This is a genomic window from Bordetella sp. (genome assembly GCF_051960075.1).
GTDB lineage: Bacteria > Pseudomonadota > Gammaproteobacteria > Burkholderiales > Burkholderiaceae_B > Bordetella.
In genome coordinates, this window is the sequence record NZ_JBQCER010000012.1 from 1 (window position 1) to 12,149 (window position 12,149).

13 protein-coding genes are annotated in these 12,149 nt (G+C 65.3%); 5 read left to right on the forward strand and 8 right to left on the reverse strand.

Annotated features, from left to right (window positions below):
* From ACTHJ1_RS01570 to atzF, 8 genes are all read right to left on the reverse strand, one after another.
* On the reverse strand, window positions 1-339 hold a 339-nt coding region (locus ACTHJ1_RS01570), incomplete at its 3' end, for a GntR family transcriptional regulator (protein WP_440186726.1).
* Window positions 340-371: 32 nt separating this feature from the next.
* Window positions 372-746 carry an oxalurate catabolism protein HpxZ gene (gene hpxZ / locus ACTHJ1_RS01575; RefSeq protein WP_440186748.1) on the reverse strand — a complete coding sequence of 125 codons (375 nt, stop codon included), beginning with the start codon at window positions 744-746 and terminating at the stop codon, window positions 372-374.
* 24 nt (window positions 747-770) lie between these two features.
* Window positions 771-2,183 carry an AtzE family amidohydrolase gene (locus ACTHJ1_RS01580; RefSeq protein ID WP_440186728.1) on the reverse strand — a complete coding sequence of 471 codons (1,413 nt, stop codon included), beginning with the start codon at window positions 2,181-2,183 and terminating at the stop codon, window positions 771-773.
* Between the two features lie 12 nt (window positions 2,184-2,195).
* Window positions 2,196-2,414, reverse strand: a complete 219-nt coding sequence (locus ACTHJ1_RS01585; protein WP_440186730.1) for an AtzG-like protein — start codon at window positions 2,412-2,414, stop codon at window positions 2,196-2,198.
* Window positions 2,411-3,232: an ABC transporter ATP-binding protein gene (locus ACTHJ1_RS01590; RefSeq protein ID WP_440186732.1), complete on the reverse strand. Its 822-nt coding sequence runs from the start codon at window positions 3,230-3,232 to the stop codon at window positions 2,411-2,413. Before ACTHJ1_RS01590 ends, ACTHJ1_RS01585 begins: the two co-directional genes overlap by 4 nt.
* Window positions 3,232-4,065 (reverse strand): ABC transporter permease, encoded by an 834-nt coding sequence (locus tag ACTHJ1_RS01595; RefSeq protein WP_440186734.1) that lies wholly within the window; start codon window positions 4,063-4,065, stop codon window positions 3,232-3,234. Before ACTHJ1_RS01595 ends, ACTHJ1_RS01590 begins: the two co-directional genes overlap by 1 nt.
* Before the next feature lie 5 nt (window positions 4,066-4,070).
* Window positions 4,071-5,093, reverse strand: coding sequence for an ABC transporter substrate-binding protein (locus ACTHJ1_RS01600; protein WP_440186736.1), 1,023 nt, complete (start codon window positions 5,091-5,093; stop codon window positions 4,071-4,073).
* 72 nt (window positions 5,094-5,165) lie between these two features.
* The gene (gene atzF / locus ACTHJ1_RS01605; RefSeq protein ID WP_440186738.1) at window positions 5,166-6,845 is read right to left on the reverse strand and encodes an allophanate hydrolase; all 1,680 of its coding nucleotides are present in this window, start codon (window positions 6,843-6,845) and stop codon (window positions 5,166-5,168) included.
* Between the two features lie 176 nt (window positions 6,846-7,021).
* Here atzF and ACTHJ1_RS01610 point away from each other — a divergent pair, with 176 nt between their 5' ends.
* From ACTHJ1_RS01610 to hutH, 5 genes are all read left to right on the forward strand, one after another.
* The gene (locus tag ACTHJ1_RS01610; protein ID WP_440186740.1) at window positions 7,022-7,978 is read left to right on the forward strand and encodes an ABC transporter substrate-binding protein; all 957 of its coding nucleotides are present in this window, start codon (window positions 7,022-7,024) and stop codon (window positions 7,976-7,978) included.
* Window positions 7,966-8,763 carry an ABC transporter permease gene (locus tag ACTHJ1_RS01615; RefSeq protein ID WP_440186750.1) on the forward strand — a complete coding sequence of 266 codons (798 nt, stop codon included), beginning with the start codon at window positions 7,966-7,968 and terminating at the stop codon, window positions 8,761-8,763. The genes ACTHJ1_RS01610 and ACTHJ1_RS01615 overlap by 13 nt, the downstream gene beginning before the upstream one ends.
* Window positions 8,763-9,539: an ABC transporter ATP-binding protein gene (locus ACTHJ1_RS01620; protein WP_440186742.1), complete on the forward strand. Its 777-nt coding sequence runs from the start codon at window positions 8,763-8,765 to the stop codon at window positions 9,537-9,539. The genes ACTHJ1_RS01615 and ACTHJ1_RS01620 overlap by 1 nt, the downstream gene beginning before the upstream one ends.
* A gap of 20 nt (window positions 9,540-9,559) precedes the next feature.
* Window positions 9,560-10,306 (forward strand): histidine utilization repressor, encoded by a 747-nt coding sequence (hutC, locus tag ACTHJ1_RS01625; protein ID WP_440186744.1) that lies wholly within the window; start codon window positions 9,560-9,562, stop codon window positions 10,304-10,306.
* Window positions 10,307-10,486: 180 nt separating this feature from the next.
* Complete coding sequence (gene hutH, locus ACTHJ1_RS01630) at window positions 10,487-12,046, forward strand: histidine ammonia-lyase (protein ID WP_440186746.1); 1,560 nt, start codon at window positions 10,487-10,489, stop codon at window positions 12,044-12,046.
* Window positions 12,047-12,149: the final 103 nt, after the last annotated feature.

Consider the following 12,149-nt stretch of genomic DNA (forward strand, 5'->3'; position numbering starts at 1 on the left):
CGCCGGCGCACCGATGGCGCAAAGGCGCCGCACCGCCTCCGTCTCCAGCACCTGGCGAAAATCGTAGAGTTGTTCGAACTGCTTGAAGTCGAAGGGCAGCACTCGCCAGCCGCTGCGAAACAGCACCTCGATATGCCCCTCCTGCTGCAGGCGAAAAAGCGCCTGGCGCACTGGCGTACGCGACACGCCCAGCCGCTCGCTGATCTCGCCTTCGGTAAACCGGTCGCCGGGCACCAGGCGGAATTCGCCGATATCGCGTTTGAGCAGCTCGTAGACGTCGTCGGCCCGCGTGCGGTGGGCGGCAGCCTTGCGGAGGGATGGATTTTCGGATTTCGCCATGACAGGCTCGGTAGCGCGCTCGCGACGCGGGTTCAGCGCAGCATACTAACGTGGGCCGCGACCACCCGCCAGCCGGCCTGCGTGCGCACCCAGGTCTGGCTCTGCCTGCCCGTGCCCGGCACGCCGGCGCGGCGAAATTCCCTATTGCAGGTGGCAAAATCGCGGCCGTAGGTGGTGACAACCGACTTGAGCACCTCGCGCGCCAGCCCCGCGGCAGACCGCGCTGCGCGAAAGGCCTGAATTTCGCCGTAACCGTAGAGGTTCTCCGTGGCGCCGTAACGCAAGGTGTGCGGACTGTCCCAGAACAATTCGTCGAGTACGGCGACATCGTTGCCGGTCAGCGCCTTTTCGTAGCGCTCGCAGCATGCGCTCACCTCGGCCAGCACATCGGGCAGATTGATTTCCATCATGTTCATAGTCCGTCTTTACGTTCACGCGAGGAAAGCGGCCTGCACGCCCGCCACGCCTGCCTGCTCGAGGGTGCGCGCCGCCCGCAGGGCAAGGTCTTCGCGCCAGGGAGCGGCTATCAGTTGTACACCCAGCGCCAGCCCTTGACCCGCCGCGGGCCATAATGGCGCAGCGACGACCGGACAGCCGGCAAAAGATATGGGTTGCGTCAGAAGCCCCATGGAAGGCCGACACGGATGCCGGAAGCCGTTGACATCGATCCATTCTGTGCCGATCACGGGCGCCGGCACCGGCGTGGCCGGCGCCAGCAGGACATCCCAATCGGCGAACAGCGCGTTGACGCGGTCTCGATAGGCGCGGCGAAAGCGCTGCGCACGCATCACCCAATGCGCCGGCTGCAAGGCGCCCGCGATGAAACGGTCCACTGAGAGCGGCTCGAAATCGGCCGCGCGGCTGCGCAAGTCGGGCAGATGCAGGCTGCCGCCCTCGCCTGCCGTGATGAGGAATGCGGCGGCGCGGCCAAGCGCCGCGTCAGGCCAGTCGACACAGGCCGCGGCGCCCAGCGCCTGCGCCGCCATGCGCACCGCCTCCTGCGCGGCAGGACCCGCGTGCTCCGCGAAATAGCCTCCCAGGATGCCGATTCGCAAGCCGCACGCGCCTTGCTCTATGACATCGGCCACGGGCTGCACAGCGCGCGCGTGACAGCCCGGGTCCAGCGCATCGGGGCATTGCAGCGCATCGTAGACCCGCGCCAGCAACCCGGCGGAATCGGCAAGCGGACCCAGATGATCGATGCTGTGCACAAAAGGATAGCTGCCGCGCCGCGACAGGCGGCCGAAGGTCGGCTTCAGACCCCATACGCCGCACAGCGAAGCCGGCACACGTATCGAGCCGTTGGTGTCCGACGCCAGCGTCGCTGGCACCTGCCCCGCCGCTACCGCGGCGCCCGAGCCGCCCGATGAACCTCCCGCGATGCGCGACGTGTCATGCGGGTTGCGCGTAGGGCCGTAGTGCGTGTTCTCGGTCGTGAAACCGTAGGCATACTCGTCCATGTTGAGCGCACCCACCAGAACGGCCCCCGCCGCCCGCAGACGCTGTACCAGGAACGCGTCGGCGCCAGCCGGGGGACGATCGCGGTTGACGATCGAGCCGGCCATCGTGACTTCGCCCTCGATATCGAACAGACTCTTCACCGCGTAGGGCAATCCGGCCAGAGGAGGAAGCGGCTGGCCGGCGGCGCGCAGCGCATCGACGGCGTCGGCCTCGCGCCGGGCCCGCGCATAGGTGTGTTGCGTGAAGGCGTTGACGCGATCGTCGGTGGCTTCGATGCGAGCGATGCAGGCGTCGAGCCAGCCGCGAGCCGAGATCCGGCCTTGCGCGACGGCAGCCAGACCAGACAGGCCGTCGCCAGGAACTGAGGAGAGATACGTAGTCATGAGGTTCAGCAACTAGGCGGCAGGATCGGGAAACGGCGCAGGCAGGTAGATTTCTGCCGGCTCGTCCTCCTCGCACAGCGGCACGGCCTCCAGGAGCTTGGCCATATCGCCCGAACGCGCCAGAAAGCCGGCCACGCGCTGCGCCCGCTCGTCGTCCAGCGGCAGAGCCAGCAAGGCGGCGCTGGCGCGCACATACCGCAGTATTGCGTCTTGGTCTGGGTGATCGCTCATCGACGCACCTCACGCTGAAAAATTTCCAGACTGCGCTTCTTGGCCTCGACAAAGCCGGGCTGGGACAAGGTTTCTACCGTGCGCGGCCGCGCCTGGGCATAGTCGAGGATCTCGGCCACCTGCGTGGGCCGCTTGGTCAGGAGCAGCACTTGATCGGCCAGATAGACGGCTTCCTCCAGATCGTGCGAGACCAGCAGCATGGTCGTGCCGGTCTGCATGAAAACCTCCTGCAGCTTCTCGCGGATGAACAGCGTCATCTCGAAATCCAGCGCGGAGAAGGGTTCGTCCAGGAAGAGCACTTCGGGGCGCGGCGCCAAGGCACGCATGATCGAGGCTGTTTGCTGCTGCCCGCCGGAAAGTTCGTAGGGATAGCGATTCAGGTCGAACTTTACGTCGAACGACGCCACCAGCTCCTGCATGCGGCGGTCGACCTCTTTCTTGCTCTTGCCTTCGAGCAGCAAGGGATAGGCGATGTTGTCGATGGTGCGCATCCAGGGGAAAAGCGCTTCACGGTAATTTTGGAAGACGTAGCCGATGCGCGTGTCCTTGAGCGACTTGCCGTCGAAAAGGATTTCTCCGCGATCGATGGGCACCAGCCCGGCGATCATGTTGATGAGCGTGCTCTTGCCGCAGCCGTTGGGGCCGAACACCGAGACGATGCGCCCCTTGGGGATGTCGAGATCGAAATCCTGGTAAAGCGGCCAGCCGGCAAAATATTTGGTCAGCCCGCGAACGGTGATGTGCGTGCCCGCCGGCCCGGGCACGAAAGCCGGCGGCGGCACTTCGGCATAGGCGGGGACGTTCAATACGGTGTCCATTATCTTCCGCTCCAGTGAACGACGCGCCGCTCCAGCACCAGGAACAGGATATTGAGCACATAGCCCAGCGCGCCCGCAGCCAGGATGGCGGCGTACATAGTCTTGACGTTGAGGATCTGCTGCGCGTCGATGATGGCGTGCCCCAGGCCGCTCTCGGATCCGATGAACATCTCCGCCACGATGACAACCACCAGCGCCATCGACACCGCGGAACGCAACCCCACGAAACTGGGCTGCAAGCTTTCCCAGACGAGCACGTCCTTGAAGATGCGCCAGCGCGAGGCGCCCATGACCTTGGCTGCCATCACGCGCTGCTTGCGGGCGTTGATGACGCCGTAGGCGCTGTTGAACACCACAATGAGCCAGGCGCCGAAAGCCGCGATCGCCACTTTGTTGATGTCCGAGACGCCGAAAATCAGAATGAACAGCGGGATCAGGGCCGACGAGGGCGTGGAGCGGAAAAAATCGATCAGGAATTCCACGCTGCGGTAGGCGCGTTCGTTACTGCCCAGCAGCACGCCCAGCGGCATGCCCAGAACCGCCGCGATGGCGAAGGCTTCAAGCGTACGCCCGACAGTCACCAGGAAATCGCGCAGCAGCGCTCCGCCCGCCAGACCATGCACCAACGTGTCCAGGGTATCGAAGGGGCTGGGCAGCAAGATCGGGCGGATCAGGCCCAGGCGCACCACCAGATCCCAGATGAGGAACAACGCCAGCGGCCCCGCGACCGGCAGCAGGCGCTCGGCCAGCGGCGCACTGGGCGGCGCCGTGTCGCGCGACGCCGGCGGTGCCCAGCCGCCGGACGCGTGCATCGAATCGGGAGTCTTGTTCATCTGATTCAGCCCTTGTACTCGTAGAGCATGGGACCGACCGGCAGCCGCTTGGAGAAGATGCCCTTGTCGTAGAAAAGATCGAAGAACTTCTGGAAGTAGGCCACGTCGCTCGGCTTGAAATCGGAGGAAAGCAGATAGTCCGACATCGGCACCTGGCCCGTGAGCGCATCGGAAATCGCCGTGTAGCCCTTGAGCGACGGCCTCGCCTCGTCGGGTTTGTTCTTCACGAGGTCGACGCCGCGCGTGTAAGCGGCAATGAATTTCCGGGCGGCCTCGGGTTGCTTCTTGATGAATTCCGTCGTCAGGCTGGCCGACCCCCCGAACCACGGCGCCATGGGATCGCCCAGCACGTACTTGGCGATGACGCCGACCTCCAACGTGCGCGTGATGCCGTTCAGCCGCCCTACCGTGCCGGTGGGCTCCAACGTGTAGACCGCATCGATCTGGCCGGCGGCAAGCGCCGCCACGTGCTGGCCGATGGGCAGTTCGGTCACGTTCATCTTGCCTGCGCCGGCGCGCTCCAGCACGGTCTGGGCCAGCACTACATTTTGCACGCCCGGCCCCGAGGCTACCCGTTTGCCTTTGAGCTCGGCGATGGACTGGATGGGACTGTCTTTGGCGACGAGGAACTCATCGAGCACGTATTTCTCGTTGGTCGGATTGGCGCAGAAAATCTTCAGCAGCCCGGGCTGGGCAATCTCACCGAGCGCCAGCGCGGCCGAGGCCGTGCCATTGGCGCTGCCCTCGGCGCGGCCTGCCAGTATGGCCTCGATCACCTGCTGCGCGCTGGCGAACTTCAACGGCTCGACATCCAGTCCGGCATCCTTGAAATACCCCTTGTCCACGGCAGCGAAAAACGGCAGGCCGGCGGCCACCGGCCAGAAGCCGATGCGGATCTTGGGCAGAGTCTGCGCCCGCACCAGCGCGGGCGCCGCCAATACGCCGAACAGGCCGGCGCCTGAGCGCAGGACGCGACGACGGCCTGCGCTGGACGGTGACAGGGTGGAGGAAGAAGGCGTTTTACTCATGATGGACTCCCGGATGACGGTTGGAGGGTCTAAAAGACGCAGGCAAAGCAGAATGCGGCACAGCGCGGCGGCTCATGAAGCGCCGGCCAGGTAGGCGCGCCAGCCGCCGTAGCCGCTGACGTCTTCGGCGCCTTCGAACGCATAGCTTTCGCAGACAAAGCCGTGCAGCCAGCGACCGTCGGCCAACTCGACGCTGCCCAGCCCCAAAGGCGGCGGCACCTGGGCCAAAAAGCGTCCCACCGCTGCAAGCGGCATCTGCCAGACCTCGGCCTCGATCGGCACGCCGCCCTCGGCTACCCGGCGCAGACCCGGTCTGCGCGGTGTAGCGCCGGGCAGTGCATACAGGCGGTAGCTCGGCGCGGTCTTGATGGCCTGATCCAGGCTAGCGCCTAGCCCGGTTAGTTGGCCGTTGAGCGGCAAACCTGAAAGATGCGCTCCGACCACCACCAGCGGCAGATGCGTATCAGCCGTGGGCTGCAAGGCGGCAATGCGTTCGGGCACAGGCAGAGGCAGACCCGTGGCCCCCTGTGTCAGGCCGCTGGCGTGATGCAGCCGCTGACCCAGCTCGGCCAATTGCCAATCGCTGCCGGTCTGGCCGATCAGCGTTATTCCGAAAGGCAGTCCATCGGACCGCATGCTCGACGGCACCGACAGGGCGGCATAATCGAGCAGGTTGACGAAGTTGGTGTAGTGGCCCAGCTCGCGATTGCGCCGCACCGGCTCGGCCAGCATGGCCGCTATCGTGCAATGGGTAGGCGCGGTGGGCACGCAAAGGACGTCGATGCTTTCCCACATGAGGCGGACCTGTTGGCCCAATGCCTGCAAACGGTGTTGTGCTTCGAAGACATCGGCGGCCGAATAGCGCGTACCGGCGCCCACGATGGCGCGCACCGGTTCGATCAGCGCTTCGGGCCTGGCATCGAAGAAGTCGCGGATTGCGGCATAGCGCTCGGCCACCAGGGCGCTTTCGTAAAGCAGACTGGCTGCCTCGGCCAACGGCCCATAGTCGATGACGACGGGTGTGCCGCCCAAGGCCTGAAGTTGTCCGACCGCCACGCGGAAAGCATCTCTCGCCAGGGCATCGCCGAAAAATTCGAGCGCGGCCGGCACGCCGAAGCGAAACTGCGCCGGCAGCGGCTGCCGCGCAAGCACGACAGGCCGCGAATAGGGATCGCGCGGGTCGTATCCCATGGCCGACTCCAGCACCTTGACCGCCAGCGGCACGGTGCGCGCGAAGATGGAGACGCAATCGACGCTTTGTGCCGCGGGCAGCACGCCACGCGCCGAGATCAGACCCCGCGAAGGTTTCAGGCCCACGATATTGTTCAATCCCGCCGGCACGCGGCCCGAGCCAGCCGTATCGGTGCCGAGTGCGAAGTCGACCTCGCCGCTGGCCACCGCAAAGGCGGACCCCGAACTGGAGCCGCCGCTGACGTAGGCCGGATCAAAGGCATTAGGCACGGCGCCATAGGGGGAACGTGTGCCGTTCAGCCCGCAGGCAAACTGATCCAGATTGGTCTTGCCCGCCAGGCTGGCCCCGGCCGCGAGCAGACGCTCGATCACCGCGGCATGCGTCTGCGGCACGTAGGCATAGGCGGGACAGGCCGCCGTGGTAGGTACGCCTGCCACATCGATATTGTCTTTGGCGGCGAAGCGCAGGCCCGATAGTGGACCTTGCGCGGAACCGGGCAAGATCTGGGCGAATCTGTCGATCCACGCCGCGGCGGCCGACGCACCCGGGGAATTGAACATAACTGCTTCCTGAAAAATACAAACTTGTACACAAGATAAAAAATCCGATGGAACACCGAAAGCCGGGAATACCCCAGTCCAAGCTGTATAGACAAGTTGAATTCGACCGTGTGAAAATCAGTTCCGCTGCGGGTGCCGTTCCGGATGCCCGGGCTTTTCAGACAGGACTCGCCATCATGATTCGATCGTTCGGAAGACTGGCTCTCGCCGCCGCAGTGAGCGCGGGCCTTGCCGCCCCGGCTGCCGCCGAAAACACCAAGCTGGCCCTGGGCATTTCGGGCTGGACCGGCTTCGCGCCGCTGATCCTGGCCGACAAGGCCGGCATCTTCAAAAAGCACGGCATCGACGTCGACCTGAAGATGATCCCGCAGGCATCGCGCAACCTGGCACTGGCGTCAGGCTCGATCGAATGCGCCGCGACCACCGTCGAGACGCATGTGGCCTGGAACACCAACGGGGTGCCCATCACGCAGATCTTCCAAATGGACAAGTCCTACGGCGCCGACGGTATCGTGGCGCGCAACGGCATCAAAAGCATCGCCGACCTGAAAGGCAAGAGCGTGGCCGTGAGCGCGCCCGGCACCTCGCCCTACTTCCTGGTCGCCTGGATGCTGAGCAAGAACCACATGTCCATGAAGGACATCAACGTCGTCACGCTGGAACCCGACGCCGCGGCCCAGGCTTTCATCGCCGGCAGCAACGATGCGGCGTCGACCTACGAGCCCTATCTCTCTTCCGTGCGCGACAAACCCCAGGTCGGCCACATCCTGGCCACCACGCTCGACTATCCCATGATCATGGACACGGTCGGCTGTTCGCCCAAGTGGCTCAAGGCCAATCCCAAGACGGCCAAGGCGCTGACCGACTCCTATTTCGCTGCGCTGGACATGATCGCCAAGGACCCTGATCAGGCCTACACGATCATGGGGGCGGCGTCCAAGCAGACGGCCCAGCAATTCAAGGAATCGGCCTCCCTGCTGCGCTGGGCCAACCGCGAAGACAACAAGAAGTTCTTCGCCAGCGAGATCGTACCCTTCATGAAGGAGGCAGCCACGATCCTGAAGGACGCAGGCGTCATCCGCAAGTTGCCCGACAACTACGCGGCCCTCTACGACGCGAGATTCATCCAGTGACGCGCCGTGCACTCGCGCCGCTCGAACCCGTCGGCTCGGGCGAGCGCTGGGCGCTGGGCATCGCCTTCTTCGCCCTCTTCGTCGCGGCCTGGGCCGCCATCACGTACGGCGGCCTGGTTCCCCCGCTGTTCCTTGCCGATCCTCTCACCATGCTGCGGCAAGGCTGGAACCTCTTTGCGCAATACGACTTTCTGACCGATATCGGCATGACTGTCTGGCGCGTGGTGGGCGGCTTCGCTCTGGCGGCTCTTGTCGGCGTGCCGCTGGGCATTGCCATGGGCGCATACAAGCGGCTCGAAGCCTTCTTCGAGCCCTTCGTCTCGTTCTGCCGCTACCTGCCCGCCTCGGCCTTCATCCCCCTGCTCATTCTCTGGGCAGGAATCGGCGAGGTGCAGAAGCTGCTGGTGATCTTCATCGGCTCCTTCTTCCAGGTCGTGTTGATGGTGGCCGTGACCGTCGGCGGCGCGCGCCGCGACCTGGTCGAGGCGGCCTACACGCTGGGCGCCAGCCACCGCGGCGTGGTGCGCCGCGTGCTGCTGCCCGGCGCCGCTCCCGGTATCGCCGAGATACTGCGCCTGGTGCTGGGCTGGGCCTGGACCTACGTCATCGTCGCCGAACTGATCGGCGCTTCCACCGGTATCGGCCACATGATCGTCCAGAGCCAGATCCTGGTGAACACCGGGCAGATCATCTTCGGCATCATCACCATCGGCATCATCGGACTGATCTCCGACTTCGCCTTCAAGGCGGTCAACCGTCGCGTATTCGCCTGGAGCAATCTCTGATGGGTCTGCTTTCCGTAAAAAACGTCACACGTGCATTCGAAGGCAAACGCGGCCACGCCACGCAAGCCTTGCAGCCCATCGACCTGGAGGTGGCGGAAAACGATTTCGTCACGATTTTGGGCCCCTCGGGCTGCGGCAAGTCCACGTTGTTGCGTATCGTGGCCGGACTGGATTTTCCCAGCACCGGCAAGGTGCTGCTCGACGGCAGGCCCGTCGAAGGCCCCGGCGCCGACCGCGGCATGGTGTTCCAAAGCTACACCCTCTTTCCCTGGCTTACGGTCGAGGAAAACATCCGCTTCGGCCTGCGCGAGCGCGGCCTGAGCGCGGCCGAGCAAAAAGAGCGCAGCGACGACTTCATCGCCAAGGTGGGCCTGCGCGGCTTCGAGCAGCACTATCCCAAGCAGCTCTCGGGCGGCATGCAGCAGCGCACGGCCATCGCGCGAGCGCTGGCCAACGATCCGCGCATTCTGCTGCTGGACGAGCCATTCGGTGCGCTCGACAACCAGACCCGCGTGCTCATGCAGGAACTGCTGCTGGGCATCTGGGAATCGGCCCGCAAGACCGTGATCTTCGTCACCCACGACATCGACGAGTCCATCTTCATGGCCAGCCGCGTGGCGGTATTCAGCGCCCGGCCCGGCCGCATCAAGGCCGACATCCCGGTCGACTTCCCGCACCCGCGCAGCTACACCCTCAAGACCTCGCCCGAGTTCATGGACATCAAGGCCAGGCTGACCGAGGAAATCCGCATGGAGGCCATGGCGGCGGCACATTGAGCCGCGCCATGCATCCAAACATGAATCATCCCTCGGCACACTCCGGCTCCGTGGCCTTGTATCAACAGGTCAAGGACTTCATCGCGCGCAACATCACCAGCGGTGCCTGGCCGGCCGGCTATCGCCTGCCTTCCGAGAACGAACTGGTGGCGCAGTTCGGCATCTCGCGCATGACCGTCAACCGCGCGCTGCGCGAACTCACGGCGCAGGGCCAGGTCGAACGCATCGCCGGCGTCGGCAGTTTCGTGGCGCGAGAAAAACCGCAGTCCACGCTGCTGCAGATCGCCAATCTGGCCGAGGAAATCCGTCGGCGCGGCCACGACTACCGCTGCGACGTGCTCGTGAGCGAGCGCGTATCCGCACCGCTGGAAATCGCCACGGCGCTGGGCCTGGACGTGGCGATGTCGGTCTTCCATACCTTGTGCGTACACCGCGAAGACGGCGTGCCGGTGCAGCTCGAAGACCGCTACGTCAACCCACAGGCCGCGCCGCAATTCGGCCAGCAAGACTTTACGCAAGTACAGCCCTCCGAGTATCTGCTGCGCAATATTCCCTGCGACCAGATCGAACACGTCATCGACGCCGTGCTGCCTACTGGCGATCAGGCGCGTCAGCTCGAGATGCAGCCCAGTCAGCCCTGCCTGCTCCTGACCCGCCGCACCTGGACGCACGGCCTGCCGGTCACGCTGGTGCGCTGCCTGCACCCTAGTACGCGCTACCAGCTCGGCAGTCGCTTTACGCCCGGCGGCCCCATGGCCAGCAGTTGAACCGCTCGCGGCCGACTGTGCGCGGCTGGCCCCTGCGCAGTCGGTCACCCGCAAACGCGACCGGCGCTTCATGCGCCTTTTCGACAAATCTAGGGAAACCCCTAGATCCACAAAATCCTGGAAAATGGGTTATCGTTCAACTTGTATATACAAGACCAGACAACCGATATTGATCCCATCATGACGACTGCACACACCGCTCCCTCCTCCACTGCCCGACTCGTGCTCGAACCAGGCCAGGTCAATCTGGCCGACCTGCGCCGCATCCACGCCGGCGGCGTAGCCCTCGAGCTGCACTCGAGCTCACGCGCCGCGCTCGAGGCCTCGCAGGCCGCGGTACAGCACATCGTCGACACCGGCGAGACGGTCTACGGCATCAATACCGGGTTCGGCAAGTTGGCCAGCACCCGCATCCCGCCCGAGCGCCTGGCCGAACTGCAGCGCAACCTGGTGATCTCGCACAGCGTGGGCACCGGCGAGCCGCTGCCCGCCGCAGTGGTGCGCCTGGTGCTGGCCACCAAAGCCGTAAGCCTGGCGCGCGGCCATTCCGGCGTGCGTCCCGACGTGGTCGACGCCCTGCTGGCGCTGCACAATGCCGGCATCCTTCCTCGCATCCCCTCCAAAGGCTCCGTGGGCGCATCGGGCGACCTGGCGCCGCTGGCCCACCTGGCCTGCGTGCTGATCGGCGAAGGCAGCGCCGACACCCCCGAGGGCCAGATCATCAGCGGCCGCGAAGCCATGCAGCGCATCGGCCGGGATCCCTTCGTGCTGGGGCCCAAGGAAGGCCTGGCCCTGCTCAACGGCACCCAGGTCTCGACTGCGCTGGGCCTGGCGGGCCTGTTCGGCACCGAGCGCCTGTTGGCCGCAGGCCTGGTGTCCGGCGCCCTGTCGCTCGAAGCCATCCAGGGTTCGGTCAAACCCTTCGACGCGCGCATCCACGCCGCGCGCGGCCAGGCTGGCCAGATCGCCGTGGCCGGTGCCATGCGCGCCCTGCTCGACGGCAGCCAGATCGTGACCTCGCACGCCAACTGCGGCCGCGTGCAAGACCCCTATTCCGTGCGCTGCATCCCGCAAGTCATGGGCGCCTGCCTGGACAATCTCGCACATGCCGCGCGCGTGCTCGCCACCGAAGCCAATGCCGCGTCCGACAATCCGCTGGTGTTCGACAACGGCGACGTGATCTCCGGCGGCAATTTCCACGCCGAACCTGTCGCCTTCGCCAGCGACATCATCGCCCTGGCCGTCGCCGAAATCGGCGCGATCTCCGAACGCCGCCTGGCCCTGCTGCTCGACAGCGGCCTCTCGGGCCTGCCCCCCTTTCTGGTCGAGGACGGTGGCGTCAATTCCGGTTTCATGATCGCCCAGGTCACCGCCGCCGCCCTGGCCTCGGAAAACAAATCCCACGCCCACCCCGCCAGCGTCGACAGCCTGCCCACCTCGGCCAACCAGGAAGACCACGTCTCCATGGCCACCTATGCCGGCCGCCGTTTGGCCGACATGGTGGGCAACACTGCCGTCGTGCTGGGCATCGAGGCAATGGCCGGCGCGCAAGGCATGGAACTCAAGCGCGGCCCCAAGAGTTCGCCCCTGATCGAAGCCGAATTCGCGCGCCTGCGCAGCAAGGTCGCCTTCCTCGACAAGGACCGCTATCTGGCCGACGATATCGAAGCCATGAAGCAATGGGCGCTGACCTCCGACTGGCCCAAGGCAGTGGAGAGCATCCTGCCCTCGCACCAGTAAATACCGTCAGAACGCTCAACGCAAATGAGCCGCCACACAAGCGCTGAGTCGGGTCAGAGGGGCTCCGGCCCTTTGAGCCGGGGGCAGTCCCGCAGGGACTTTG

Coding starts and splice junctions, on each gene's coding strand:
- ACTHJ1_RS01610 (WP_440186740.1), top strand. CDS start 7,022: ATGATTCGATCGTTCGGAAGACTGGCTCTCGCCGCCGCAGTGAGCGCG.
- atzF (WP_440186738.1), bottom strand. CDS start 6,845: ATGTTCAATTCCCCGGGTGCGTCGGCCGCCGCGGCGTGGATCGACAGA.
- ACTHJ1_RS01595 (WP_440186734.1), bottom strand. CDS start 4,065: ATGAACAAGACTCCCGATTCGATGCACGCGTCCGGCGGCTGGGCACCG.
- hutH (WP_440186746.1), top strand. CDS start 10,487: ATGACGACTGCACACACCGCTCCCTCCTCCACTGCCCGACTCGTGCTC.
- hpxZ (WP_440186748.1), bottom strand. CDS start 746: ATGGAAATCAATCTGCCCGATGTGCTGGCCGAGGTGAGCGCATGCTGC.
- ACTHJ1_RS01590 (WP_440186732.1), bottom strand. CDS start 3,232: ATGGACACCGTATTGAACGTCCCCGCCTATGCCGAAGTGCCGCCGCCG.
- ACTHJ1_RS01600 (WP_440186736.1), bottom strand. CDS start 5,093: ATGAGTAAAACGCCTTCTTCCTCCACCCTGTCACCGTCCAGCGCAGGC.
- hutC (WP_440186744.1), top strand. CDS start 9,560: ATGAATCATCCCTCGGCACACTCCGGCTCCGTGGCCTTGTATCAACAG.
- ACTHJ1_RS01585 (WP_440186730.1), bottom strand. CDS start 2,414: ATGAGCGATCACCCAGACCAAGACGCAATACTGCGGTATGTGCGCGCC.
- ACTHJ1_RS01620 (WP_440186742.1), top strand. CDS start 8,763: ATGGGTCTGCTTTCCGTAAAAAACGTCACACGTGCATTCGAAGGCAAA.
- ACTHJ1_RS01580 (WP_440186728.1), bottom strand. CDS start 2,183: ATGACTACGTATCTCTCCTCAGTTCCTGGCGACGGCCTGTCTGGTCTG.